The organism is Blastococcus sp. URHD0036 (assembly GCF_000701365.1).
Lineage (GTDB): Bacteria > Actinomycetota > Actinomycetes > Mycobacteriales > Geodermatophilaceae > Trujillonella.
The window spans coordinates 125,613-150,410 of the sequence record NZ_JNIK01000013.1; the positions used below are offsets into that span (position 1 = coordinate 125,613).

26 protein-coding genes and 1 tRNA gene are annotated in these 24,798 nt (G+C 73.0%); 11 read left to right on the forward strand and 16 right to left on the reverse strand.

Annotated features, from left to right (window positions below; genetic code table 11):
* Positions 1 to 5: 5 nt before the first annotated feature.
* Genes N555_RS0110230 through N555_RS0110240 form a run of 3 tightly spaced genes read right to left on the reverse strand, consistent with a single transcriptional unit; the run spans position 6 to position 3,470 of the window.
* Positions 6 to 851 carry an alpha/beta fold hydrolase gene (locus N555_RS0110230; RefSeq protein WP_029431394.1) on the reverse strand — a complete coding sequence of 282 codons (846 nt, stop codon included), beginning with the start codon at positions 849 to 851 and terminating at the stop codon, positions 6 to 8.
* The gene (locus N555_RS0110235; protein WP_029431395.1) at positions 848 to 1,819 is read right to left on the reverse strand and encodes a 3-carboxyethylcatechol 2,3-dioxygenase; all 972 of its coding nucleotides are present in this window, start codon (positions 1,817 to 1,819) and stop codon (positions 848 to 850) included. Before N555_RS0110235 ends, N555_RS0110230 begins: the two co-directional genes overlap by 4 nt.
* A 1-nt stretch (position 1,820) precedes the next feature.
* Positions 1,821 to 3,470, reverse strand: a complete 1,650-nt coding sequence (locus tag N555_RS0110240) for a bifunctional 3-(3-hydroxy-phenyl)propionate/3-hydroxycinnamic acid hydroxylase (RefSeq protein ID WP_051683935.1) — start codon at positions 3,468 to 3,470, stop codon at positions 1,821 to 1,823.
* A 64-nt stretch (positions 3,471 to 3,534) separates the two neighbouring features.
* Here N555_RS0110240 and N555_RS0110245 point away from each other — a divergent pair, with 64 nt between their 5' ends.
* Positions 3,535 to 4,269: a helix-turn-helix domain-containing protein gene (locus tag N555_RS0110245; RefSeq protein WP_029431397.1), complete on the forward strand. Its 735-nt coding sequence runs from the start codon at positions 3,535 to 3,537 to the stop codon at positions 4,267 to 4,269.
* Between the two features lie 22 nt (positions 4,270 to 4,291).
* Here the strand turns inward: N555_RS0110245 and N555_RS0110250 are convergent, their stop codons facing one another.
* A complete protein-coding gene (locus N555_RS0110250) occupies positions 4,292 to 5,065 on the reverse strand; it encodes an IclR family transcriptional regulator (RefSeq protein WP_029431398.1) in 774 nt (257 codons plus the stop codon).
* A 110-nt stretch (positions 5,066 to 5,175) separates the two neighbouring features.
* Between N555_RS0110250 and N555_RS0110255 the strand changes: the two genes are divergently transcribed.
* From N555_RS0110255 to dmpG, 3 genes are read left to right on the forward strand one after another with little or no spacing between them, the layout of a single operon-like run.
* Entirely contained in the window at positions 5,176 to 6,033 is an 858-nt protein-coding gene (locus N555_RS0110255; protein ID WP_029431399.1) for a 2-keto-4-pentenoate hydratase, read from the forward strand.
* Complete coding sequence (locus N555_RS0110260; RefSeq protein ID WP_029431400.1) at positions 6,030 to 6,986, forward strand: acetaldehyde dehydrogenase (acetylating); 957 nt, start codon at positions 6,030 to 6,032, stop codon at positions 6,984 to 6,986. Before N555_RS0110255 ends, N555_RS0110260 begins: the two co-directional genes overlap by 4 nt.
* The gene (gene dmpG / locus N555_RS0110265; RefSeq protein ID WP_029431401.1) at positions 6,983 to 8,008 is read left to right on the forward strand and encodes a 4-hydroxy-2-oxovalerate aldolase; all 1,026 of its coding nucleotides are present in this window, start codon (positions 6,983 to 6,985) and stop codon (positions 8,006 to 8,008) included. Before N555_RS0110260 ends, dmpG begins: the two co-directional genes overlap by 4 nt.
* A gap of 31 nt (positions 8,009 to 8,039) precedes the next feature.
* On the opposite strand, the gene N555_RS0110270 is transcribed toward dmpG, so the two are convergent.
* From N555_RS0110270 to N555_RS0110290, 5 genes are read right to left on the reverse strand one after another with little or no spacing between them, the layout of a single operon-like run.
* Positions 8,040 to 8,726, reverse strand: coding sequence for an IclR family transcriptional regulator (locus tag N555_RS0110270; protein WP_029431402.1), 687 nt, complete (start codon positions 8,724 to 8,726; stop codon positions 8,040 to 8,042).
* A 52-nt stretch (positions 8,727 to 8,778) separates the two neighbouring features.
* Positions 8,779 to 9,747 (reverse strand): alpha/beta hydrolase, encoded by a 969-nt coding sequence (locus N555_RS0110275; protein WP_029431403.1) that lies wholly within the window; start codon positions 9,745 to 9,747, stop codon positions 8,779 to 8,781.
* A 52-nt stretch (positions 9,748 to 9,799) separates the two neighbouring features.
* Positions 9,800 to 10,747, reverse strand: a complete 948-nt coding sequence (locus N555_RS0110280) for a zinc-dependent alcohol dehydrogenase (protein ID WP_029431404.1) — start codon at positions 10,745 to 10,747, stop codon at positions 9,800 to 9,802.
* Positions 10,748 to 10,749: 2 nt separating this feature from the next.
* The gene (locus tag N555_RS0110285; RefSeq protein WP_029431405.1) at positions 10,750 to 11,616 is read right to left on the reverse strand and encodes a mycofactocin-coupled SDR family oxidoreductase; all 867 of its coding nucleotides are present in this window, start codon (positions 11,614 to 11,616) and stop codon (positions 10,750 to 10,752) included.
* Positions 11,617 to 11,660: 44 nt separating this feature from the next.
* Positions 11,661 to 12,134, reverse strand: a complete 474-nt coding sequence (locus tag N555_RS0110290) for a pyridoxamine 5'-phosphate oxidase family protein (RefSeq protein ID WP_029431406.1) — start codon at positions 12,132 to 12,134, stop codon at positions 11,661 to 11,663.
* Between the two features lie 159 nt (positions 12,135 to 12,293).
* Here N555_RS0110290 and N555_RS0110295 point away from each other — a divergent pair, with 159 nt between their 5' ends.
* Together N555_RS0110295 and N555_RS0110300 are read left to right on the forward strand one after the other, a co-directional pair.
* Entirely contained in the window at positions 12,294 to 13,520 is a 1,227-nt protein-coding gene (locus N555_RS0110295; protein ID WP_029431407.1) for a CaiB/BaiF CoA transferase family protein, read from the forward strand.
* A 125-nt stretch (positions 13,521 to 13,645) separates the two neighbouring features.
* Positions 13,646 to 14,908, forward strand: coding sequence for an amidohydrolase family protein (locus N555_RS0110300; protein ID WP_029431408.1), 1,263 nt, complete (start codon positions 13,646 to 13,648; stop codon positions 14,906 to 14,908).
* A gap of 51 nt (positions 14,909 to 14,959) precedes the next feature.
* Here N555_RS0110300 and N555_RS0110305 read toward each other — a convergent pair whose 3' ends face one another.
* A complete protein-coding gene (locus N555_RS0110305; RefSeq protein ID WP_197028963.1) occupies positions 14,960 to 15,745 on the reverse strand; it encodes a tyrosine-protein phosphatase in 786 nt (261 codons plus the stop codon).
* 311 nt (positions 15,746 to 16,056) lie between these two features.
* On the opposite strand from N555_RS0110305, the gene N555_RS0110310 reads away from it, so the two are divergent.
* The gene (locus tag N555_RS0110310) at positions 16,057 to 17,301 is read left to right on the forward strand and encodes an ABC transporter substrate-binding protein (RefSeq protein WP_197028964.1); all 1,245 of its coding nucleotides are present in this window, start codon (positions 16,057 to 16,059) and stop codon (positions 17,299 to 17,301) included.
* A 225-nt stretch (positions 17,302 to 17,526) separates the two neighbouring features.
* Positions 17,527 to 18,777 (forward strand): ABC transporter substrate-binding protein, encoded by a 1,251-nt coding sequence (locus tag N555_RS0110315; protein WP_051683938.1) that lies wholly within the window; start codon positions 17,527 to 17,529, stop codon positions 18,775 to 18,777.
* Between the two features lie 52 nt (positions 18,778 to 18,829).
* On the opposite strand, the gene N555_RS0110320 is transcribed toward N555_RS0110315, so the two are convergent.
* On the reverse strand, positions 18,830 to 19,984 hold the full coding sequence (locus N555_RS0110320) for an acyl-CoA dehydrogenase family protein (protein WP_029431412.1): 1,155 nt from the start codon (positions 19,982 to 19,984) through the stop codon (positions 18,830 to 18,832).
* 128 nt (positions 19,985 to 20,112) lie between these two features.
* Positions 20,113 to 20,967: an aldo/keto reductase gene (locus N555_RS0110330; protein WP_029431413.1), complete on the reverse strand. Its 855-nt coding sequence runs from the start codon at positions 20,965 to 20,967 to the stop codon at positions 20,113 to 20,115.
* 59 nt (positions 20,968 to 21,026) lie between these two features.
* Between N555_RS0110330 and N555_RS0110335 the strand changes: the two genes are divergently transcribed.
* Complete coding sequence (locus tag N555_RS0110335; RefSeq protein WP_029431414.1) at positions 21,027 to 21,605, forward strand: histidine phosphatase family protein; 579 nt, start codon at positions 21,027 to 21,029, stop codon at positions 21,603 to 21,605.
* On the opposite strand, the gene N555_RS0110340 is transcribed toward N555_RS0110335, so the two are convergent.
* Complete coding sequence (locus tag N555_RS0110340; RefSeq protein ID WP_081866125.1) at positions 21,602 to 22,675, reverse strand: EAL domain-containing protein; 1,074 nt, start codon at positions 22,673 to 22,675, stop codon at positions 21,602 to 21,604. The genes N555_RS0110335 and N555_RS0110340 overlap by 4 nt on opposite strands.
* A gap of 128 nt (positions 22,676 to 22,803) precedes the next feature.
* On the opposite strand from N555_RS0110340, the gene N555_RS0110345 reads away from it, so the two are divergent.
* On the forward strand, positions 22,804 to 23,421 hold the full coding sequence (locus N555_RS0110345; protein ID WP_029431416.1) for a TetR/AcrR family transcriptional regulator: 618 nt from the start codon (positions 22,804 to 22,806) through the stop codon (positions 23,419 to 23,421).
* A 9-nt stretch (positions 23,422 to 23,430) separates the two neighbouring features.
* On the opposite strand, the gene N555_RS0110350 is transcribed toward N555_RS0110345, so the two are convergent.
* Both N555_RS0110350 and N555_RS0110355 read right to left on the reverse strand, forming a co-directional pair.
* On the reverse strand, positions 23,431 to 23,931 hold the full coding sequence (locus tag N555_RS0110350) for a DUF427 domain-containing protein (protein WP_029431417.1): 501 nt from the start codon (positions 23,929 to 23,931) through the stop codon (positions 23,431 to 23,433).
* Positions 23,928 to 24,173 (reverse strand): DUF3618 domain-containing protein, encoded by a 246-nt coding sequence (locus tag N555_RS0110355; RefSeq protein WP_034509933.1) that lies wholly within the window; start codon positions 24,171 to 24,173, stop codon positions 23,928 to 23,930. Before N555_RS0110355 ends, N555_RS0110350 begins: the two co-directional genes overlap by 4 nt.
* Positions 24,174 to 24,294: 121 nt before the next feature.
* On the opposite strand from N555_RS0110355, the gene N555_RS0110360 reads away from it, so the two are divergent.
* A tRNA-Leu gene (locus N555_RS0110360) sits at positions 24,295 to 24,375 on the forward strand.
* A 6-nt stretch (positions 24,376 to 24,381) separates the two neighbouring features.
* Here the strand turns inward: N555_RS0110360 and N555_RS0110365 are convergent.
* Positions 24,382 to 24,774: a DoxX family protein gene (locus tag N555_RS0110365; protein WP_081866126.1), complete on the reverse strand. Its 393-nt coding sequence runs from the start codon at positions 24,772 to 24,774 to the stop codon at positions 24,382 to 24,384.
* Between the last annotated feature and the right edge of the window lie 24 nt (positions 24,775 to 24,798).

Genomic DNA, 24,798 nt, shown 5'->3' on the forward strand with positions numbered 1-24,798 from the left:
GCCGGTCACCGGCTCGCGAGGAAGTCGACCATCAGCCGGTCGTAGGCCTCGGGCTGCTCCCACTGCGGCCAGTGCCCGGCGCCGGAGATCAGCCGGAACTCCCCGGCCGGCAGCGTGTCCGCCATGGCCATCCCGGCGCCGGCGGGCCCCGACGGGTCGTCCGACGTCCAGATCACCAGGGCGGGCTGCGCGATCGACCGGAGCTCGTCGTCGGTGACCAGGTTGCGCGCCCGGATCTCGGGGTCCTGCAGGCACAGCAGGTGCCGCATCGAGTCGGCGAAACCCGGCTGCGAGTAGATGCCGCGCCGCACGTCGACCAGTTCGTCGGTCACCGACGACGGATCGGCCATCAGCCACTCCAGGCGGGCCCGGATGCGCTCGGGGGACGGGTCGTCCGCGGCCGCCTGGCTCAGCGAGCGGATCCGCTCCATGACCTCGGGGGTGGCCATGGTGCCGCCGGGGGTGTTCAGCACCAGCCGGTCGACGCGCTCCGGGTGGGCAGCGGCGAACTTGATCGCGACCCAGCCACCCAGGGACTCCCCGCACAGGTGCGCCGACGGGACGTCGAGCACGTCCAGCAGCTGCCGGAGGTGGTCGACGTAGTCGGCGATCTCCAGGTCCCGGTCCGCGTGGGTGGTGAAGCCGTGCCCGGGGAAGTCGTAGGCGATCACGCGGTGGTCGCGGGCGAGCGCCTCGAGGTTGCGGGTGAACGCCTCCACGTGCCCGCCGGTGCCGTGCATCAGCACGAGCGCCGGCCCCGCGCCGGTCTCCAGGACGCGGGTGCGCCACTCCCCCACCTGGACGTAGCGCTGGGTCAGCGGGAGGTGGTTGATCGAGGTCCAGATGCTCATCGGGCTGCCTGTCCGGAGAGGGCCGTGCTCGCCTGCGGCACGGCGGTGACGGTCGCGAAGCCGGCGATCCACTCCGGGATCGGTCGGTAGAACGAGGAGCGCACGGTGTACGGCCCCGCCGCGCCGAGCGTGGCGAAGGCCGCGATCCAGGTGCGGACCTCGTGGGCGGAGTGGCCGCCCTCGGCGACGAACCAGTCGTTGTCCTGCTCGTCGATGGCCGCGGAGTCACCGGCGGCCAGCGAGCGCAGCACCAGTGCGTCCCAGTCCGGGTTGAGGGGCCGGAGCCCGGTGCCGCCGCCGGCGAACTCGACGGCCGCCGCGAGCGTCCGGCCCTCGCGCTGGGCGCGCTGCTCCGGCGTGGGGTTGCGCCCGTGGGTGAGGCGCTGGGCGACCTCCGGCGGCGCCTCGGCCAGGCGCGGCACCGGCGGGTCGTGCGAGAGGCCGCCGGAGCCGATCACCAGCACCCGCCGGTCGAGCCCGGCGAGGGTCTGCCCGATCGCGTGGCCCAGGTGCCGCGCCCGGGAGGCGGGCCCCAGCGGCTCGGCGACGCAGTTGATGAAGACCGGGACGACGGGGACGCTGGTCAGCGAGTCGAAGAGGAACGTCAGCGGCTGCACGAACCCGTGGTCGACCTGCATCGCCTCAGACAGGGCGAGGTCGACGCCGGCGTCCAGCGCTCCGCGGGCCAGCGCGTACGCCACGTCCCGGTCCACGTCCAGAGGCCCGGCCGGCAGCCCGTAGTCCCCCACGGCGGTCGCCGCGGCACCCACGCAGAACGGCGGCATCATGTCGTAGAGGAAGCCGTTGTAGTGGTCCGGCGCATAGAGGACGACGAGCTCGGGGTCGTAGTCGGCGACGAAGTCCCGCGCGGCGCCCAGGACCGAGTCCACCTCGGCCCGGACCTCGGGGGCCGGGTCGTTCCTCCCGATCAGGGGCGAGTGCGACGTCGCGACGAGGGCGAGAGGCATGTCAGGCCTCGACGGCCTCGAGCGAGTCGGCCGGCAGGACGGCCCCGGCGGCGGGGAGGGCCGGCGCCAGCCCGATCGCGTCGCTGACCGCCCGCACCATGGCCGAGGCCCGCTGCGCCGGGGACGCGCCCGCGACCACCCGGTCGGGCCGGACGAGCACCACGGTGTCGGGGCGGGTGTCGAACCACTCCTTGAGCCGCCCGGTGCGGTCGCCGACCACGGTCACGTCGTCGGCGTCCTGGTCGGGCCAGGAGAGCTGGCAGGCCGGGCGCAGCGCGACCAGGCGCCCGCCGAGGCGCCGGAACCGGTCCAGCGCGTCGTCGTCGAGCAGCGCCCGCGGGTCGTTGTTCCAGACCAGCAGCGCGAACCACGGCCCCAGGACGTCGTCCAGGAGGACGTCGGCGCGCTCGCGGGTGTCGACCCGCGGCTGGGGGAACAGCCGGCCGACCGGGGAGGGCTGGGCGACCGACTCGGCGAAGCTGAGCGCCCCGGCGGTGAAGGTCGGCATCGGCTTGAAGCGCATCTCCACCAGATAGCGCTTGGCCGAGGGGATCGCGGTGATGCCGCGGAAGAAGACGTCCCGAGCGCGGGCGACCAGCGTGTTCGTGGGCGAGATGACCCGTCCGACGAGCGTCGACAGGTCGATCATCGAGCGGGCGTGGCCGTGCCGCTCGGCGTCGTAGCTGGCGAGCAGCGAGGCGTCGCAGCGGCCCTGGAGGACGGCGGCGAGCTTCCACGCCAGGTTGCTCGCGTCGCGGATGCCGCTGTTGTAGCCCTGGCCCTGCCAGACCGGCATGAGGTGTGCCGCGTCGCCGGCCAGCAGCACCCGCCCGGCGCGGAAGTCGGAGACGATGCGCGAGTGGTGGGTGTAGACCCGCCGGCGCACGATGTCGACCCGCTCGGGATCGGGCACGAAGCCGTCCAGCAGTTCGGCGATGAAGCCGGGCTGCTCGACCATCTCCTCGGTCTCCCCGTCGAAGAGCATGAACTCGAAGCGGCGGATCCCGTGCGGGATGCTGATCGAGGCGTAGGGACGGCGCGGGTCGGCGCCGACGATCGCCCCGGGCTGGCCCAGCGGGTCGTTGCGCAGGTCGATGACGAGCCAGCGGGTGCTCGACGTCCTGCCCTCGAAGCCGATGCCGAGCGCGGTGCGGGTGGCACTGCGGCCGCCGTCGGCACCGACGACGTAGGACGCGGTCACCTCACCGGCGTGCGCACCCTCCAGGGTGAGCGTCACGCCGGCGTCGTCCTGGCGCAGGCCGGTCATCCGGGTGCTCCACAGCACCTCGACGTGCGGGTAGCGGTCGAGGCCCTCGAGCGACACCTGGTCGGCGAGCGGCTGGACGAACCCGTTGCGCCGGGGCCAGCCGTACTCGTCGGTGCGCGGCGCGATCTCCGCCAGGACCTTCTTGTCCCCGTTGAGGAAGATGAGCCGCTGGTTCGGCACGGTGTGCGGCAGCACGCGGTCGACCAGCCCCGCGGTCTGGAACGTGCGCAGGCACTCGTCGTCCATGCCCACGCCGCGGGGGTAGTCGATGATCTCGGGCCGGTCCTCGACCAGCAGGACGCTGATCCCGTAGCCGCCGAGCAGGTTCGCCGTCATCAGACCGACGGGGCCGGCTCCGACGATCACCACGTCCCGATGCGTCATGCCACCTCGTTCGATAGTTACAACTGAGGTTGAATTATCTGAGCCGGAACGTAACATCGGCTCGATGGAGGGTCAAGGAACGCCGGAGCCGCCCCGGCCCCTCCCGGAACCCCGGCCGGACACCTCCGCTCCGGCGCGGACCTTCGGCAACCGGACGCTGGCGCGGGGCCTCGACGCGCTCATCGCGGTGGCCGCGGCACCGGACGGGATGACCGTGCAGCAACTGGCCGCCGTCCTCGGCGTCCACCGGTCCATCGCCTACCGGGTGGTGCAGACCCTGCTCGACGTCGGACTCGTCCGCACCGACGACGAGCGCACATACCGGCCCGGCTCCCGGCTCGCGACCATGGGGGCCGGCGGCTCCTCCGGCCTGCGGGCGGCCGCGCTCCCCCCGATGCGCCGGCTCTGCGACCGGCTCGGCGCGTCGGTGGTGCTCGTCGTCGTCCAGGGCGACTCGGCGGTCGCCGTCGACCTGGTCCGGCCGACCACCCCCGGACCGCACCTCGCGCTGCGGCAGGGACGGCGCACCCCGCTGGACGCCGGACCCACGGCCGACGCCCTGCGGTCGGCCGACGCCCCCCGGGACGGCGAACCCGTCGGGGTGCAGCAGGCGCGGGAGCTGGGATGGGCCGCCGGCGCGGGCGCGGACGGGAACGGCGTGCACGAGGTCGCCGCGGTCGTCCCGGGCACCGTGCCACGCGCCTGCCTCACGGTGGTGACCCACCTGGCCGAGCGGGCGCGCGGGGCCGGGCCGGCCGTCGCCGCCGCGGCCCGGGAGGTGGCCGACCGCCTGCGCTGAGCAGGACGTGACAGCAGACCGATCAGGGAGCCGCGCCGGGCAGGAGGCGCCCGCGGGCGATGGTGCTCGCCAGCCCCGCGGCGGCCGCGCGGACAGCGGCGACGTGCAGCTCGGGACGCAGCCGCGTGGTCGGGCCGGTGACGCTCACCGCGGCCACCGCCTCCGTCCCGCCGACCAGCACCGGCGCGGCGACGCAGGTGATCCCGACGGCGGACTCCTCGTGCTCGAACGCGACCCCGGCCTCGAGCACCTCCGCCAGTTGCCGGGCCAGGATGCCGGCCGCCACGACCGTGCGGGGCGTGCGCCGCTCCAGCGGACCGGACAGCACGCTCCGGCGCAGCTCCGGGTCGGCGTGGGCCAGCAGCACCTTGCCCAGGGCCGTGCAGTGGACCGGCATGCGCCCGCCGGTCCGGGACGGGACGGCAGCCTGGCGGTGGCCGCCGATCTTGGCGACGTAGACGACCTCAGCGCTCTCCCGGACCCCCAGGTGCACCGTCTCGTGGGTGCGCTCGTACAGGTCCTGCAGGAAGGGCATCGCCAGCTCGAGCAGGCTGCGCTCCACCGACGCGAGCATCCCGAGCTCGAAGAGCCCGCCGCTGAGCCGGTAGCCGCCCTCCACCCGGTCGAGCAGGCGGTTGGTCACGAGCTCGCCGACCAGCCGGTGCACCGTGGCCTTGTGCAGGCCGGTGCGACGCACCAGCTCGGCGAGCGCCACCGTCCGGTCGTCGGGGGTGAAGGCGCGCAGGATCGTCACCGCCTTGCCCAGGACGGTGTTGCGGTCCGCTTCCTCACCCACCGGCACGCCTCACGGCCGGGACCGTATCGCTCAGCGAGACGCAGCGCTGGGCCCCGGCACCCCCGCGCGAGGAGGGTGAGCGGCGCCACGTCGTCGTCCGGGAGCGGAGCATGAGCACCAGCCAGTACCAGGTCCCCGGTGGACCCGTCGCCGCGCCCACCACCACCGTCGCCCCGGAGTCCCTGACGGCCGCCGTCGACCGGCTCGTCACGGCGCACTTCTCCGGCGTCGCCTGCGCCCCGGTCCGCGACCTCATCGGCCGGGACGATGTCGCCGCCGCCTACGCGGTGCAGCAGGGGCTGAACGCGGCGAAGGTCGCGCGTGGCGCCCGCGTCGTCGGCCGCAAGATCGGCGCGACCTCGGAGGCCGTGCAGCGGCAGCTGGGGGTCGACCAGCCCGACTTCGGCGTGCTCTTCGAGGACATGGCCTACGAGGAGGGTGCGGTCATCCCCCTCTCCCGGCTGATCCAGCCGAAGGCCGAGGCGGAGGTCGCCTTCGTCCTGGGGGCGGACCTCGCCGACGGCCCGCTGGACGCCGCCCAGGTCCGCGCCGCCGTCGCGTACGCCGTGGCGGCGCTGGAGATCGTCGACAGCCGGATCACCGACTGGGACATCTCCTTCGCCGACACCGTCGCCGACAACGCGTCGTCCGGGGTCTACGTGCTGGGCGACCAGCGCCGCACCCTCGCCGAGCTGGAGCCGGTCGACGTGACCATGTCGATGAGCATCGACGGCGAGGAGGTCTCGACCGGCACCGGTGCCGCCTGTCTCGGCGACCCGCTGGTCGCCGTCGCCTGGCTCGCCCACCAGGCCCGCACCTTCGGCGAGCCGCTGCGCGCCGGCCAGGTCGTGCTGTCCGGGGCCCTCGGCCCCATGCGCCCGATCCCCCCGGGCGCCACCGTCACCGCCGCGATCAGCGGCCTCGGCTCCGTCACCGCCCAGTTCAGCGTCCGGGAGGACCAGCCATGACAGCGAAGAAGACGAAGGTCGCCATCATCGGGTCGGGCAACATCGGCACCGACCTGATGATCAAGGTCCTGCGCGGCTCCACCGGCCTGGAGATGGGCGCGATGGTCGGGATCGACGCGGACTCCGACGGCCTGCGCCGCGCCGCCCGCATGAAGGTGCCGACGACGCACGAGGGCGTCGAGGGCCTCATCGCCATGCCCGGCTTCGACGAGATCGAGATCGTCTTCGACGCCACCTCGGCCTCGGCGCACAAGGCCAACGCGGCCGCCCTGGCGCCGTACGGCAAGCGGCTGATCGACCTCACCCCCGCCGCGCTGGGCCCCTACGTCGTGCCCGCGGTCAACCTCGACGAGCACCTCGACGCCGAGAACCTCAACATGGTCACCTGCGGCGGCCAGGCGACCATCCCGATCGTCGCCGCGATCTCCCGGATCGCCCCCACGCCCTACGCCGAGATCGTCGCCTCGATCGCGTCGAGGTCCGCCGGCCCCGGTACGCGCGCCAACATCGACGAGTTCACCGAGACGACCTCGCAGGCGATCGTCAGCGTCGGCGGCGCCCGGCGCGGCAAGGCGATCATCATCCTGAACCCCGCCGAGCCGCCGCTGATCATGCGCGACACGGTCTTCTGCCTGGTCGAGGCGCCCGACGAGGCGCTGCACGACGAGATCCGGGCGTCGGTGGAGAAGATGGTCGGCGACGTCGCCGCCTACGTCCCCGGCTACCGGCTCAAGCAGCAGGTGCAGATCACCGCGATCCCCGACGACCAGCCGGTGCACACCCTCCTCCCCGAGGGGACGACGACCCGGCCCACCCACCGGGTGTCGGTCTTCCTCGAGGTCGAGGGAGCCGCGCACTACCTGCCGGCCTACGCCGGGAACCTCGACATCATGACCTCGGCCGGCCTGCAGGTCGCCGAGCGGATCGCGGCCGCGAAGGAGAACGCGCGATGAGCGACGGCACGGGCACGCCCATCTTCGTCCAGGACGTCACCCTCCGGGACGGCATGCACGCCATCCGGCACCGGATCACCCCGGACGACGTCAGGCGCATCGTCACCGCGCTCGACGCCGCCGGGGTGGATGCCATCGAGGTCGCGCACGGCGACGGCCTGGCCGGCGGGTCGCTGAACTACGGCCCGGGCTCGCACACCGACTGGGAGTGGATCGAGGCCGCCGCCGACGTCCTCCAGCGGGCCCGCCTGACCACCCTGCTGCTGCCGGGCGTGGGCACCGTCGAGGAGCTCAAGCACGCCTACAGCCGCGGCGTCCGGTCGGTGCGGATCGCCACCCACTGCACCGAGGCCGACGTCTCCGCCCAGCACATCTCCACCGCGCGTGAGATCGGGATGGACGTCTCCGGCTTCCTGATGATGAGCCACATGGCCCCGGCGGAGGAGCTGGCCCGGCAGGCGAAGCTCATGGAGTCCTACGGCGCGCACTGCGTCTACGTCACCGACTCCGGCGGCCGGCTGACGCTGACCGGCGTGGCCGAGCGGGTGCGCGCCTACCGCGACGTGCTCGACGCCGGCACGGAGATCGGCATCCACGCCCACGAGAACCTGTCCCTGTCGGTGGCCAACTCCGTGGTCGCGGTGGAGAACGGCGTGTACCGGGTCGACGCCTCGCTGGCCGGGCACGGCGCGGGCGCGGGGAACTGCCCGATCGAGGCCTTCGTCGCCGTCGCCGACATCTACGGCTTCGACCACCGGTGCGACGTCTTCGCGCTGCAGGACGCCGCCGACGACATCGTCCGGCCGCTCCAGGACCGGCCGGTGCGCGTCGACCGCGAGACGCTGACGCTCGGCTACGCCGGTGTGTACTCGAGCTTCCTGCGGCACGCGGAGGTGGCGGCGGCGGACTACGAGCTCGACGTGCGCTCGATCCTGCTCGAGTGCGGCAAGCGGAAGCTGGTCGGCGGCCAGGAGGACATGATCACCGACATCGCCCTCGACCTGGTGGCGGCGAGGGCCTGATCCGCCTCCTCCGTCCCGCGGGGCGGAGTGGTCAGGTCACCGCCGCGCTGAGCGAGTCGGCGGCCTTGACGACGCTCGCCGTGGCGTCGTGGGCCCGCTGCTCGACGTGCGTGATCAGCGCCAGGCAGGCCCGCGGGTGCACTCCGTGGATCGGCGCCGCGACCGCGTGCGCGCCGGCTTCGACCTCGCTCTGGCTGTAGGCGAAGCCGGCCTCGCGCACCTTGCGCACGGGCTCGGGGTCGTCCGGGCTCGGCGGTAGTGCGGAGCGCAGCGCGTAGGCCGCCGCCCCGCGGTCGAGCGGAGCCCGCTCGCCCTGCCGGAAGGCGATGTGGTGCCCGGCGGAGATCGGCACGGCCATCTCGACGGCCACGGCCGATTCGCCCTCGACGACGAAGAGCGCCACGGACGCCCCCACCCGGTCGGCGAGCTCCTGCATGACCGGGAGCGCCGTGGCGCGCAGGCCCGGCAGGTAGGAGTGCGACAGCGCCGCGAGGCGGGCGCCGCCGTGGTAGCGGCCGTCGCGGCCGGCGTGCACGAAGCCGTAGTCGGCGAGCGTCTGCAGGATCCGGTAGGCGATCGACCGGTGCACGTCCAGCACCCGCGCGAGCTCCTGCACGGTCATGCCGGTCGGGGACTCCACGACGGCCAGCAGCGCGTTGAGCCCGCGCGCGAGCGTCTGGGTCCCCGACTGCGGGGTTCGTTCCTGGGCCGGAGGCACACCGGCAGGGTACGGCGTGACCCGCTCCGGCCCGGCCCCGCGCGACCGGCCCTCACCCCTCCCGGGGGGCGAAGGCCGTGCGGAGGGCCTCGTGGATGTCGCGCAGGAACTGCGCCGTCCGGGGGGTGCGCGGCGGCGCACCGAACCCGCCGTGGATGACCCCCGGGTAGACGTGCAGCTCGGTCGGCACCCCCGCCCCGGACAGCCGGACGGCGTAGTCGACGTCCTCGTCGAGGTACGCGTCGACGTCCCCCACCCCCACGAAGGCCGGCGCGAGCCCGCGCAGGTCTTCCGCGCGCGCCGGGGCCGCCGTCGGCGGGACGTCCCCGCCGGCCAGCGGGCCCAGGTAGGCCGCCCAGGCCAGCCGCTGGGCGCGGATGCTCCACAACCCGGGGTGGCCCGGGTCCTCGATCGCCCGGATCGACGCCGTCCGCTCCCGGTCGTCCAGCATCGGGTAGACGAGCAACTGCAGGGCCGGCTGCGGCCGGCCGACGTCCCGCAGCCGCAGGCACAGGGCGGCGGCCAGACCGGCGCCGGCGCTGGCCCCGCCCACGACCAGCCGCGCGGGGTCCAGTCCGAGCGGGGTCGCGTCCTCGACCACGCGGCTCCACACCGTCTCCGCGTCGTCCAGCCCGGCCGGGTAGGGGTGCTCGGGGGCGAGTCGCCAGTCCACCGAGACGACGGCGCAGCCCAGGTCGACCACCATCCGCTCCAGCCGGCCGTCGTTCTCGTCGAGGTTGCCCATGATGTAGCCACCACCGTGCAGCCAGACCAGGCAGGGCAGCGGGCCCTCACCCTGCGCCGGGCGGTACCAGCGCACCCGGACGTCGGGCCGCCCGTCCACCCCCGGGACCACGGCGTCGGTGCGCGTGACCCGCGGGTCCGCCGGCGCGGGCGGCGCCGCGGCTGCCGCGTAGGTGCGCCGGATCGTGTCGATGCTGGTGAAGTCCCAGCGCGGCAGGAGGGGGAAGATCTCGAGCGTCCCCGGCTCGACCCGGGCCTCGAGGTCGATGGGGGGCATCGGTCGTCCTCCGTCGATCAGGTGGGTTGCGGCGGCCATCAGACCACGCCGGTCAGGCCGGGCCGATGTCGAGGACGACCTTGATCCCGCCCACGGTCCGGTCCGCCGCGACCCGGAACGCCTCGGCGGCGTCCTCCATCGGGAACCGGTGGGTGATCAGGGTGTCGGCGATCTCCGGCCTGGCGGCGAGCATCTCCGCCGCCTGCTGCATCTCCCGCCGGCCCTCGAACGACGAGTAGCCCAGCGAGGCCACCAACGTCACCTCCTTGCGCAGCATGGAGGTGTAGGGCACGTCGAGCCCGCCGTAGTGGACGCCGAGGACGGCGATCTTCCCGCCCGGCCGGACCCGGTCGACGGCGCTCTGCAGCGCGCTGGCCGAGCCGGCGGCCTCGATGACCACGTCGTAGAGGTCGCCGTCGGGCTCGGCGAAGCCCAGCCGCTCCCGCGCCGCATGCTGGTGCGGGTGTCGGGCCACGAGGGCGACGTGCGCGGCACCCTGCGCGGTGGCGGCCGCGGCGGCGAGCTGACCGACGCTGCCCCCGCCGATGACGACGACCCGCGCGCCGGGGCCCGCGCCGCCCATCCGCGCGCCGTGCCACGACACCGACGCCGGCTCCGCCAGGGAGGCGCTGGCGACGTCGAGCCCACGGGGCAGCGGGATCAGCTTGTGGGCGGGCACCTGGTACCGCTCGACCATCCCGCCGTCCTGCAGGATGCCCAGCGCCCGCTGCGTGGACATCGCGCAGAGGTTGTTGCGGCCCTCGCGGCAGTAGCCGCACTCCCCGCAGCCGAACATGCCCTCGACCATGACCGGCGTGCCGTCCGCCCGGACGCCGGCCAGCTCGTGACCGAGCACGCGGGTCGTGCCGGCCGCCAGGTACCCCAGGTCGGAGGCGCAGATGCCGGCCGCCCGCATGGTGATGACCTCACCCGCGTGCCCCGGCGGCTCGTCGACCTCGACGAGGACCGGCGCGCCCTCCTGCCCGCGGACCGCCCGCATCCCTAGCCCACCGCTGCGGCGTGCTTGATGAGCGAGCCCGCGTCCACGCGGATCTGCTGACCGGTGATGTACCGGGACTCCTCGCTGGCCAGGAAGAGGACGAGGTTGGAGATGTCCACCGGCTCCACCCACGGGATCGGCATGGCCTGCCAGGCGACGAAGGCGGGCTTCACGTCGTCCAGCTCCGGCTTCTCCAGGTCGGGCCGGAAGACCTTGTACAGCTCGTCGTTGTGCAGCAGGTGCGTGTTGACGTTGGTCGGGTGGATGGCATTGACCCGGATGAAGCGGGGCGCCAGGTGCAGGCACATCTGCTCGACGTAGGAGATGAGCGTGCGCTTGGCCCAGCTGTAGCCGGCGCCGCCGGGCCCGAACTCCGGGTTGTCCGCGGCGCCCTTGAGCATCCCCGCGGTGGAGCCGGTGACGACGATCGAGCCGCGGTCGCGCAGGTGCGGGATCGCCGCCGCGACGGCGTTCATGACACCGAGCAGGTCGACGTCGGAGGCGTCCACGAAGTCCATCGCGTCCGCGGCGTCGCCCTTGCGCATCGGCATGATCCCGGCGTTGGCCGCGACGATGTCCAGGCCACCCAGCTCGGCGACCCCGGCCTCGACGGCCTCGCGCAGCTGCGCCCGCTCGCGGACGTCGGCCTGGCGGGTCACGATGCGCCGGTCCAGCGCCTCGACCTGCCGCGCGGTCTCGGCGAGGTCCTCCGGCCGCGACAGCGGGTACAGGTTGGACTCGATGTCGGCGCAGATGTCGACGGCGATGATGTCGGCGCCCTCCTGCGCGAGGCGGACCGCGTGACTGCGGCCCTGGCCACGGGCCGCGCCGGTGATCAGCGCGACCTTGCCTTCCAGACGTCCTGGCATGGGGTACCTCCGTGGATCGGTGGGGGGATGGGGTGCGCCGCCGGTCAGGAGCCGGCGGGGACCGGGATCTTCGAGAAGTCCCAGCTGAGGACCTTCTCGGGGACGAGGCGCAGCCACGCGTGCCGGCCGTCGTAGGAGAAGCCCCGGCCGCCGGCGTACTTGTCGCTGAACAGCCGCTCCGGCGTCTCCAGCTCCGGGTGCGGGGCGTCGGTCCGCGGCACGTCGCCGACGACCTCGACGTCCCCGATCAGCTCGACGCCCGCGAGCTCCAGGAACTCGTGCCCCGAGTCCACGAGCACGCTGACGGCGGGCGAGCGCACGAGGTTGGCCCACCGCTGGCTGTTGGTGAGGGAGTTCAGCCACAGGGCGGACCCGTCCCAGACGAACCAGAGCGCGGAGACGTGCGGCCGGCCGTCCGGGCCCACCGTCGCGACCCGGCACGTCCGCTGTTCCCGCAGGTAGCGGTCCCGCTCCTCGGGTGACAACGCGATCCGTCGACCTCGACGCTGCTCGGTCATGACCGCCCCTCCCGCGGCCCTCCGTTGGGCCTCGAGTCAGGATTCTGCCCACACAGAACAGTATTCTGGCAAGCTGTCGGTCGACGCGCGGCGGTGCGCGGGAGACGAGGGAGGGTCCATGGGCGTGCGCAGCCGAGGACGAGCCGGGCGGGTGGTCCGATGACCGCCGTCATGTCCGGGGTGCGGATCCTGGAGGTCGCCGAGCACACGTTCACCCCGCTCGCGGCGGGCATCCTCGCGGACTGGGGTGCCACCGTCATCAAGATCGAGCACGTCCAGCGGGGCGATGCGCAACGGGGCCTGGGCAACGTCGGTGGCCTGGACGTCGGCAGCGGTGGCGTCCACATGTTCATGGAGCACGCCAACCGGGGGAAGCAGAGCCTGGGCCTGGACCTGACAACCGATCGAGGGCGGGAGATCCTCTACGCCCTCGCCGCGACGTCCGACGTGTTCCTCACCAACAAGCTGCCCGCCGTCGCCCGCAAGCTGAAGGTCGACGTCGACGACATCCGCGCGGCCAACCCGGACATCGTCTACGCCCGCGGTACCGGGTACGGGCCGCTGGGGCCGGACAAGGACCTGGGCGGCTACGACCTGCTGGGGTTCTGGGTGCGCGCCGGCATCGCCACGGCCATGCAGGTGTCCGGGTCCGACCACCTGCCCGGCCCGCCGGGTGCGGCGTTCGGCGACTCCCTCGGCGCCATGGTCATCGCCGGCGGCATCTCCGCCGCGCTGTTCCACCGGGCGCGGACCGGCGAGGCCACCGTCGTCGACGTGTCCCTGCTGGCCACCGGCATGTGGGGGCTCGGCTCACCGATCGGGATGTCGCAGCTGACCGGTGTGCCGCAGTCCGCGGCCCCCCCGGAGGCCGCGGCGTCGCTCAACCCGCTGGTGGGCAACTACCGGACCGCCGACGGCCGCTTCATCTCGCTGTGCATGCTCCAGGGCTTCCACTACTGGCCGGAGGTGGCGCGGGTCCTCGGCCACCCGGAGTGGACGACCGACGCGCGATTCACCTCCCACGAGAGCCTGCAGGAGAACTCGGGAGCGGCCCGCGACCTGCTGCGCGCGGCCTTCCTCGGCGACACCTTCGACAGCTGGAAGCTGCGGCTGCGTGACCTCAAGGGCCAGTGGGCACCGGCGCAGGACACGGTCAACATCGCCGACGACCCGATGGTGCGGGAGAACGGCTACCTGCTGGAGACGCGCAACGAGCAGGGCATCCCCTTCAGCCTGGTCAGCACCCCCGTCCAGTTCGACCTCGAGCAGCGCACACCCGGCCGCTCACCGGGCTTCAACGAGCACGGCGACCGGATCCTGGCCGACGAGCTCGGTCTCGACGAGGCCGCCGTCCTCCAGCTCAAGATCGACGGCGTGGTGGCGTAGCCCGCCCCGCCCCGGTACACGTGCTGCACCGGAGGCTGCCGCCCACTCGACTCCCGGCCGCCGACGACGGCCGGGCCCCCGCCGACCCCTGAGGCCGGCACCGGAACCCCACGGAGGAGCACCCCATGAACGTCGAGGACATGCTGATGGTCAGCATCGACGACCACGTGATCGAGCCGCCCGACATGTACAGGAACCACCTGCCGGCGAAGTACATGGACCTCGCCCCGAAGTCCATCATCGACGAGAACGGCTTCGCGAAGTGGTGGTTCCAGGGGACCGCGCTGGGCTCGGTGGGGCTCAACGCCGTCGTCGGCTGGCCGAACGAGGAGTGGGGCCTGAACCCCTCCACGTTCGCCGAGATGCGCCCCGGTGCCTACGACATCCACGAGCGCGTCCGGGACATGAACCGCAACGGGATCCTCGCCTCGATGTGCTTCCCGTCCTACGCCGGGTTCAGCGCGCGGTACTTCCAGCAGGCGGAAGACAAGGACCTGTCGCTGCTGATGCTGAAGGCCTACAACGACTGGCACATCGACGAGTGGTGCACGGCCTACCCGGGCCGGATGATCCCGCTGGCGATCATCCCGGTCTGGGACCAGCCGGCCATGGTGGAGGAGCTCCGCCGGGTCGCGGCCAAGGGTGTCCGGGCCGTCACGATGCCGGAGCTGCCGCACGTCCAGGGCCTGCCCAGCTACCACGACCTGGAGTACTGGGGCCCCTTCTTCCAGGCCGCCTCGGAGCTGCAGGTCGTCATGTGCCTGCACATCGGCCAGGGCTTCGGCGCCATCACGATGGCCCCCGACGCCCCGATCGACAACATGATCATCCTGTCCAACCAGGTGTCGTCGCTCGCGGCGCAGGACCTGCTCTGGGGTGGGGCGTTCCACAACTACCCGGAGCTGAAGGTCGCCTTCTCCGAGGGCGGCATCGGCTGGATCCCGTTCTACCTCGACCGCTGCGACCGGCACTACACCAACCAGCGCTGGCTGGGCCACGACTTCGGCGGCAAGCTGCCCAGCGACATCTTCCGCGAGCACTCGCTCGCCTGCTACGTCACCGACCCGACGGCGCTCAAGGTCCGGCACGACATCGGGATCGACATCATCGCGTGGGAGTGCGACTACCCCCACTCCGACGCGATCTGGCCCAACGCCCCGGAGTGGGCGCACGCCGAGATGGGCGGCGCGGGCGTGCCGGACGAGGAGATGCACAAGATCCTCTGGCAGAACACCTGCCGGTTCTTCGGCTGGGACCCGTTCACGCACATCGCGAAGGAGGACGCCACGGTCGGCGCCCTCCGCGCCCTGTCCCCCGACGTCGACACCACGATCCGGTCCAAGCACGAGTGGCGCCGGCTCTACGACAAGCGCACGAGCTCCGTCTGACCGCGCAGGGCCCGGGGCACCCTCGTCGGGCGCCCCGGGCCCTGCTCGTGGTCAGCGCTCGACGAGGTCGTCGCGCAGGACGGCGAGCTCGGCCTCGGTCACCCCGGCGCCCAGCAGGTACTCCCGCGGGGAGCCGTGGGTCCGGCGCAGACCGTCCAGGAAGCCCTGCATCACCCCGCCGTCGACGGTGTTGCGCTGCGGCTCCTGCAGGTGCACCCGGTCGGCGTAGAAGTCCAGCGACCGCAACTGCGCCATCATCCGGTCCAGCGACTCGTTGGTGCGCACGTAGTCGGCCACGACGGCGTCGTCCGGGACCCCCACGGTCGACAGCAGCAGCGCCGCCAGGATCCCGGTGCGGTCCTTGCCGGCGGCGCAGTGGAAGAGCGCCGGCATCCCGTCGTCCACGAGCAGGTGCACCGCCCGGGCGATGCGCTCGGCACTGAGCTCGACCATGCCGACGTAGAAGGGGCCCAGCACCTCGGAGATCTGCGCCGGGGCCTGCTCGGCGACAGGCGTGGAGAGGTCGGCCGGCTTCGGGACCCGGAAGGGGATGTTGACGACGGCGATGTCGCTGTCGGCCAGGAGTCCGCAGCCCTCGGCGGCGGACTCCTTGGCGAACCGCAGGTCGATGACCGTGCGCAGTCCGATGCGGGAGCGCAGCCACTCGAGGTCTCCCTCGGTCATGAGCTGCGGCGTCGCACTGCGGAACAGCCGGCCCCGCCGCACCCGGCCGCCGCCGACGACCGGGAGACCACCCAGATCCCGGAAGTTGAGCACGCCCTCGGGAACCCACCCGGGGTCCGTGGCATCCGTCTCCTGCACTCGGCGATCCGTCATGCCCCGACGCTCCAGCACAGAGTTCTGCTGGTCAAGAACTTCGTTCTGCCAGCTGTCGACCGGCGAGCCCATCTGTCTCTAGTTGGACCGATCGGTCGTTACAAGACTGTGACCCCAGGCCGCCTCCGAGGCCTTGCCTGTCAGATGTGACTGCCGTTACGTTTCACATATCAGGACGTGTGATGCAGATAACGCACGTCAGCGACACGCAGCCGGGCGGCTCCCTGGCCCCGGTCGGCATCGCCCCCGGCGTGCGGCGCCCCACTCCCCCGATGCACCTCCCCCACTCGACCACGAGGAGACGACCGGACATGAGGACGACGACCCGGATTGCGGTGGGCGCGACCTGCGCTCTGCTGGCGCTGACCGCCTGCGGGAACGACGACGAGGAGGGTGGCGGGGACGCCGCTGCCACCAGCGGGGGCGGGGGCGGCGGCTCGCAGTCGATCAAGATCGGCGTCCTCACCCCCCTGAGCGGGCCTTCCGCCGCGACCTACGGGGACCTCGCCCGCAGCGGCGTCGAGGCGCGGATCGCGGCCTACGAGGACGAGGGCGGCCAGTGCGCCGACAACGACTTCGAGATCGTCGACGCCGACGACACCTCCTCCCCGGCCGGCGCGCTGGCGGCGACGCAGCGCCTGGTGCAGCAGGAGGGCGTGTACGCGGTCCTGTCGACGAGCTCCAACTTCTTCGGCGTGGCGCAGTTCGCCACCACGGGCGCCGCGGACACCGTGTTCATCGGTGACGCCTCCGACCAGAGCCCGGGGTGGCGCGAGCCGGGGAACAACCTGTTCCCGGCCCAGCCCGTCCCGGACCCCGAGGCGGTCTACCCGATCGTCGGCGAGTACATGGCGTCCCTCGGTGGCACCACGTTCGGCGGTGTCGCCTTCCCGGTCGCCGCCTCCCAGGGCGCCCTGAACGCGGCTGTCGAGTCCGCCACGGCAGCCGGACTGGACACCGGCTACGTCAACGACAGTTTCCCGATCGGCAGCAGCGACGTCGGCCCGATCGTCCTGGGCATCGAGGACTCCGGCACCGACGCCCTCTACCTGCCGATCACCTTCGACGGCGCACTGTCCATCGTGCAGGGGCTGGAGCAGAGCGGCGTCGAGACCGCCGGGATCCTGGCTGCCACCGGCTACGGCAACGACCTCCTGGCGTCCGCGCCCGCGGTCGAGGCCGCACAGGGCGTCAGCTTCTCGATCGGTTACGCCCCCGTGTCGTCGGGCACCGAGGCGACCGACCGGCTCAAGGCCGCGGTGCAGGCCTCCGGCGTGGAGACCGGCATCCCGTCCTACGCGATGACCTCCGGCTGGTTCAACGCCGACCTCCTGCTGCACGGCCTGGAGCTCGCCGGCTGCGACGCCTCGCAGGAGGAGTTCATGACCGCGCTGAACGAGGACGACACGTACGACGGCAGCGGCCTGTTCCAGAACACGTACGACTTCACGCTCCAGGACCAGCCCGAGTCGTGCCTGTTCTTCGTCACCCTCGAAGGCGAGGAGTTCGTGCCCGCCGGAGACGGCTCGGCGGTCTGCGGCGAGAAGCTCAACTGATCCAGCGCGACACCTGAGCCGGACCGGCTCCCCCTGGCGGGGGAGCCGGCCCGTTGCCTCAGGTCATCCGGCTGCCGCGACGAGTGTGATCTCTGCTACAGTCCCGCCGCTTTAAATCACCTGTTCGAATCCCGGCGGCGTCGATCCCTGCGGTCCTCGTGGGCCCGTCGCGCGCCCGGGTCCTGCTCTGCCCGCTTCACTCGACGACGAGGAGAACGACGGCACATGAGGACGACGAAGACCGTGGCCACGGCTGCCACGTGCGCGCTGCTGATCGCCATGGCCGCCTGCGGGAGCGACGACGAGGACCCCGGGAGCGGCGGTGACGACTCCGCCGCCGCCAGTGGCAGCGGCGGCTCGCAGACGATCAAGGTCGGCGTCATCACCCCCCTCAGCGGACCAGCGGCGGCGACCTACGGGCCGGCCGCGCGCAGCGGCGTCGAGGCACGCATCGCCGCGTACCAGGAGGAGGGCGGCGAGTGCGCCGACAACGACTTCGAGATCGTCGACGCCGACGACGCCTCCAACCCGGCCGGAGCCCTCGCCGCGACCCAGCGGCTGGTCCAGCAGGAAGAGGTCTACGCGATCCTGTCCAGCAGCTCCAACTTCTTCGGCGCCACCCAGTTCGTCACCACGCAGGGCGCGGGCACCCCGGTCCTCGGTGACGTCACCGACCAGAGCCCGGAGTGGCGCGAGGTCGGCAACAACATGTTCCCGGCCCAGCCCGTCCCGGATCCGGAAGCGGTGTACTCCAACACCGGCGAGTTCTTCGAGACCATCGGCGCCACCACGTTCGGCGGGGTCGCCTTCTCCGTGCCGGCGTCGGCGGCCGCGCTGCAGTCGGCCGCCGACTCGGCCGAGGCGGCCGGGCTCGAGGTGGGTTACCTGAACCCGAACGTGCAGTTCGGCAGCACCGACGTCGGCCCGATCGTGCTCGGCATCAAGGACTCCGGCACCGATGGGGTCTACCTGCCGATCACCTTCGACACCGCCCTCGCCGTCGTCCAGGGGCTGGAGCAGGAAGGCGTCGAGACGAAGGGGATCCTGGCCGCCACCGGCTACGGCGCCGACCTGCTGGACAACCCGGTGGCGATCGAGGCCGCGCAGGGCGTGAGCTTCTCGATCGGCTACGCCCCCGTGTCGCTGGGCACCGAGGCGACCGAGCGGCTGGCCAACGCCGTCCGCGACGAGGGCGTCGAGTCCGGGATCCCCGGCTACGCGATGTCCTCGGGCTGGCTGAACGCCGACCTGCTGCTGCACGGCCTCGAGGTCGCCGGCTGCGACGCCACCCAGCAGGAGTTCATCGACGCCCTGAACCAGGACGACACCTTCGACGCCAGCGGGCTCTACGGACAGCCGATCGACTTCACCGTCGCCGACCAGGCACAGTCGTGCCAGTACTACGTGACGCTGGAGGGCGAGGAGTTCGTGCCGGTCGAGGGCGCCTCGCCGGCCTGCGGCGAGCGCATCAACTGATCTCCGCGAGTGCACCGGCCGGCCCCGCGCGGGGCCGGCCGGTGCACTGCCGTCAGGAGCGGGGCATGCCCGCCTCGCGCAGCAGCCCACCGCCGATGATCACGCGCTGCACCTCGCTGGTGCCCTCGTACAGCCGGTAGAGGCGCGCGTCCCGGTAGAACCGCTCGACCGGCGTGGTGCGCAGATAGCCGAGGCCGCCGTGCACCTGCACCGCGCGGTCGGTGGCGCGGCCGACCATCTCGCTGCAGTACAGCTTCGCCGCCGAGGGGCCGATCGCGGTGTCCTCGCCGCTGTCGTAGCGGACGGCGGCCTCGCGGACCATCGCCCGCCCGGCGACCAGCTCGGTGTACATGTCCGCGATCAGGCCCTGGACCAGCTGGAACCGGCCGATCGGTGCACCGCCCTGCTTGGCGGTGGCGGCGTAGGCGACCGACTCGTCCAGCACCCGCTGGGCCATGCCGACGCAGAGGGCGGCGATGTGCAGCCGGCCGCGGGAGAGCACGGTGAGCGCCTTCGAGTAGGCGCGGCCCTCCTCGCCGACCAGCGCGTCGCCCGGCACCCGGACGTCGTCGAAGAAGATCTCCGAGGTCCATGCCCCGGCCTGCCCCATCTTGCGGTCCTTCGGGCCGACGGTGACCCCGGGCGCCTTCGCGTCCACGACGAACGCCGAGATCCCGCGCCCCCCGGTCGCCTCGGCGTCGCTGCGCGCGAAGACGACGAAGAGATCGGCCCACGGGGCGTTGGTGATGTACCGCTTGTTGCCGTTGATCACCCAGCCGTCGCCGTCGCGGCGGGCGCTGGTGCGCAGCCCGGCGGGGTCGGAGCCGGCCTCGGCCTCGGTGAGCGCGAACGAGGCGATCAGCTCACCGGCCGCCAGCCGCGGCAGCCAGCGCTGCTTCTGCTCCTCGCTCCCCCACCGGGCGATGACCTGGCCGGCGATGCCGTTGTTCGTGCCGAACATGGAGCGGAACGCCGGGGTCGTGTACCCGAACTCCAGGGACAGCTCGACGTCCCCACGCATGTCGACGGCGAGGCCGCCGTACTCCTCGGGGAGGTTGTACCCGAACAGCCCCATCTCGGCCGCGGCCTTGCGGATCTCGTCCGGCACACGGTCCTCGAGGTCGATCTGCTCCTCGCGGGGGATGACCACGTCGTGCACGAGCTGGCGCACGGCGCTCTTGATCTGCTTGAGGTCCTCGGCGTCCATGGAGGACATGGTGGACCAGACCAGAAACGACGTTCACCCGGGTGCCGGGTCGCCCCCGCTCCTCGACGAGATCTGCACAGTCGTCGCCATCAGGAGCTGATCGTGACGACTGTGCAGATCTCGCGGCGTCAGGCGAGGGCGTCCAGGCGCTGCATGTCCTCGTCGGAGAGCGTGAGCCGGGCCGCACCGAGGTTCTCGGTGAGGTGGTCGACGGACTTCGTGCCCGGGATGGGGAGCGCCACCGGCGACTTCTGCAGCAGCCAGGCCAGCGCGACCTGGGACGGCGTCGCGTCCAGCTCGCGGGCGATGTCGGCGACCGGGCTGTCCGGGGCGGCGAGGTCGCCGGTGGCGATGGGGAACCACGGGATGAAGCCGATGCCCTCGGCGGTGGCGTGGTCCAGGACGTCCTGCGACTGCCGGTTGGTCAGGTTGTAGAGGTTCTGCACGCTGACGATCTCGACGATCTCGCGCGCCGCCCGGAGCTCCTCCACCGACACCTCGGAGACACCGATGTGCCGGACCTTGCCCTCCTCCTGCAGCTCCTTGAAGACGCCGAGCTGGTCGGCCAGCGGGACGTCGGGGTCGATGCGGTGCAGCTGGATGAGGTCGATCCGCTCGAGGCGGAGGTGGCGCAGGGAGAGCTCGACCTGCTGGCGGAGGTAGGCGGGCCGCCCGACCGGGGTCCAGATGCCGGGGCCCTGGCGGGTCAGGCCGGCCTTGGTCGCGATGACGAGGCCCTCGGGGTACGGGTGCAGCGCCTCGGCGATGATCAGCTCGCTGACGAAGGGGCCGTAGGAGTCGGCGGTGTCGATGAAGTCGACGCCCTGGTCGACGGCGGCGCGGACGACGCGCAGTGCGCCGTCGCGGTCGGCCGGCTCGCCCCACACGCCCGGGCCGGGGAGCTGCATGGCGCCGTAGCCGAGCCGGTGGACGGGCAGGTCCCCGCCGAGGGAGAAGGTGTCGCTGAGCTGTGCGGTGGTCATGCCAGGTGCCAAGACCTTCCCCCGCGCGGGTGTTCCCGGCAGCGTGTTGCATGGGCGGGGTGGGCGAGATCGTGGTGCTGCGGCACGGGCAGACCGAGTGGAGCCGCAACGGACAGCACACGGGTCTGACCGACCTGCCGCTGCTCCCGGAGGGCGAGGACAAGGCGCGTGCACAGGCGCCGCACCTGGCCGGGCGCCGGTTCGTCGAGGTGCGGGTCAGCCCCATGCAGCGGGCGCGGCGGACGGCGGAGCTCGCCGGGCTGACCGCCACCGACGTCGACCCGGACCTGCTGGAGGTCGACTACGGCGGCTACGAGGGCCGGACCACAGCCGAGATCAGCGACGAGCTCGGCCACGAGTGGTCGGTCTGGCGCGACGGCGTGGTGCCGGGGGCGACCCCCGGCGAGACGCTCGCGCAGGTGGCCGAGCGGGTCGACCGGGTGCTGGCGCGGGCCCGGGCCCGGCTGGACGACGGCGACGTCGCGCTGGTCGCCCACGGCCACGTGCTGCGCATCCTCACCGCGCGCTGGTTGGGGCTGGGCCCGGAGTCCGGCGCCCTGTTCGCGCTGCCGGCCGGCGCCTTCGGCGTGCTCGGCCACGAGCACGCCCGGCCGGTGCTGACCGGCTGGGGTCTCTAGACCGTCGCGGACTCGGGCTCCAGCACCACGGGGCGGCCGAAGTACCAGCCCTGACCGAGGTCGGCACCCAGGCCGGTGACCTCCTCGGCGGTCCGCTCGTCCTCGACGCCCTCGGCGACCACCTGCGCGCCCACGCCGTGCGCGGCGTCGACCACCCAGCGGACCATCGTGCGGGCGCCCGGATCGGGCAGGGCCTGGACCAGCCGCTTGCCGAGCTTGACGACGTCGGGGCGCACGGTCGCCAGCAGCTCGCGGCTGGCCCAGCCGGCGGAGACGTCGTCCAGCGCGACCCGCCAGCCCAGCTCCCGGTACCGCTCCAGCACCGACAGCAGGTGCCCGTGCTCGGTCACCGCCGGCGGCTCGGCGACCTCGATCACCAGCCGCCCCGGGTCCAGCCCGGCGTCGTCCATGAGCTGCCGGGTGCTCTCCAGGTCCGACTCGGGCCGGTGCACCGAAGTCGGGTGGGTGTTGACGAACAGGTCGGCGTCCCCGAGCCACGGGGCGGCGCCGGAGACGGCGCACTCCCGCCCGATGCGGTCCAGCCGGGGCAGCCAGTCGGCGGACTCGGCGACGAAGAAGAGGTCACCACCGCCGACCTCGCGGCCGTCGGCCAGGCCGCGCAGCAGGGCCTCGTGGGCGACGACGGCGCCGTCGGTCAGGGAGACGATCGGCTGGTAGACGCTCCACAGCTCGGCCTCGGCCAGGACGCCGACCTCCGCGGTGTTGCCGCGGCGGGCCAGCTCGACGGCGAGGGTGGGCGCGGTCAGCAGGCGGGTGACCAGGGCGGTGTACTCGCCGGGCGGGTCGGCGGCGACCCGCAGCACCTCGGCCTCGGCGGTGGTCAGCTCCCGGGAGAGCCGGTCGAACAGCCGCTCCACGCCGACCCCGTCGCGGTCGTCGGTGATGTCGAGGAGGCCGCCGGAGCGGTAGACCGAGAGCCCGACGGACCGGGCGATCCCGGCCACCACGGGGAGCGCGCTCTCCACGGGACTGGCCAGCAGCAGGCGGGTCGCGACCTCCGGGAGGTCCCAGGTCTCCCGCCGCCGGTGCGTGCTGATGGTCCGGGGCACGTCAGCAGGATGACCGAGGGGACGGGCGGGGACCGACAGGCGCGCGGAGGACCCGTCCGGGCGACTCGGCCACGAGCGGGAGGGCCGAGATCCGGAACTTCACAGCTTAAGTGTCTAAGGTCAACTGCATGGCAGTCGTCGCAACCACCGAGACAGTGCGCACGAGCCGCGGCGGGCGCCCGCGCGATCCCAGCCGGGACGGCGTGATCCGCGAGGCGATCCTGCATCTGCTGGGCGAGGTCGGCTACGGCGCCCTGACCATGGACGCGGTGGCCGCGGAGGCCGGCGTCGGCAAGGCCACCATCTACCGGCGCTGGCGCACCAAGCAGGACCTCGTCGTCGACACCATCGCGGTGATGAACAAGGCACTGGCCGCGCCGGTCGACACCGGTTCCCTCGAGGGCGACGTCCGCGCCGTCGTCCACCGGCTCGTCGACGTCGTCAACGGTCCCGTCGGGACCGCGATCCGGTCGCTGCTGCCGGCCATGAGCCACCAGCCCGCGCTGACCGAGGCGTTCCACAACGGTCCGCTGCAGGCGTGGCGGGACTCCTACGGGCAGATGTACACCCAGGCGGCCGAGCGCGGTGAGCTGAAAGCCGACGTCGACACATCGCTTCTGTCGGAGGCGAGCAGTGCACTGCTGGTGCAGCGGTGGCTGCTGACCGGCGATCCGGTCACCCACGACTACGCCGACCAGGTGCTGGACACGGTCGTCCTCCCGGGCCTGCGCAGCCTGCTCGGCTGACGCGGCGGGTCACCAGCCGAGCGTGCCGGGCTCTCCCTTGAAGGGCCCGACCACCTCGGGGGTGATCCAGCCGCCGTAGAAGTCGCCGGCCTGGGCGCGGACCGCGACGCCGTCCACCCGGGCGGCGTCGACCCGGCTCGGGTAGAACGCGACGGCGCCGCGCAGGTGCTCGAAGCCGGGCGTCGGGTCCTCGTAGGACCAGCCGACCGCCGGCACGCGCCGCCCGTCGACGACGGCGTCCCAGTAGCTCGCCGCGCCCTTCCACTCGCACCACGACGTGCCGCCGCCGGGCGCGAGCGCACCGGGGACGACGTCGTCGGCGGGCACGTAGTAGACCGGCGGATGGCTGGTCTCGCAGACCCGGACAGCACGGGTCGTGCGGGCGACCACCCGGCCCCCGATCTCGACCTCGACCAGCCGGCCGGTGACCTCCGCCGACGGCGGCCGGGGGTAGTCCCAGACGGACTCCTGGCCGGGCCCGACCGGATCGCGGCGCGGAACGGGCGTCAGCGCTTCCGCTTGCGGCCGCGGCTGCGGACCGAGTTGACGACGACGACGGTGACGAACAGCCCCACCGCGCCGAGGGTCGCCTTGCCCGCCGGGCTCTGGAAGAAGTGGACGACGGCGTCGCGCCCCTTCGCCTTCAGCCGGGTGGGGCTGCTGCGGAAGGCCAGCTCGTCGAGAGTGGCCGCCAGCGACTCACGGGCGGCGTCGATCTCCAGCTGGATCTGTCGAGGGTCGCGAGGAGGCACGGCCACAGCCTGCCAGAACGCGGCGGGAGCGGCGCGCGACCGCCGCGGGCAGCACCCGCACGGGCGACCCCGCCGAACTCGGTGGGCCGTCGACCACCCCGGTCGTAGACTCCGCAGCCGCGCGGGAGTGGTGTAACGGCAGCCACGCCAGACTTAGGATCTGGTGCCTTCGGGCGTGCGGGTTCGACTCCCGCCTCCCGCACCGGCCTCAGTCGCGGCGGCGCAGCCAGCCCCCGCCGTAGAGGGCCCAGAGCACGAGCAGTGGCTGGAAGAACAGCCGGACGAGCCGCGCCCGGTCGGTGTCGAGGCCGAACGCGTCGGCGCCCTCGAGGTACTGGGCGACGTTGCCCGGGAAGACTGCGACGAAGAACGCCGCCAGCAGGGCCCCGAGCGTGCGCCGCCGGCGCGGGAGCGCGACGAACGCCGCGCCCAGCCCGATCTCGACCACGCCCGAGGCCAGCACCGTCAGGTCCTCGTCGACGGGGAACCAGCCGGGCACCTGGGCCTGGAACTCCGACCGCTGGAACGTCAGGTGCGCGACGCCGGCGAAGACCATCGCCCCGCCGAGCAGCAGCCGGGCGGTGGTTCGGGGAGCGCTCATGCCGCGGACACTAGGCGTGATTGA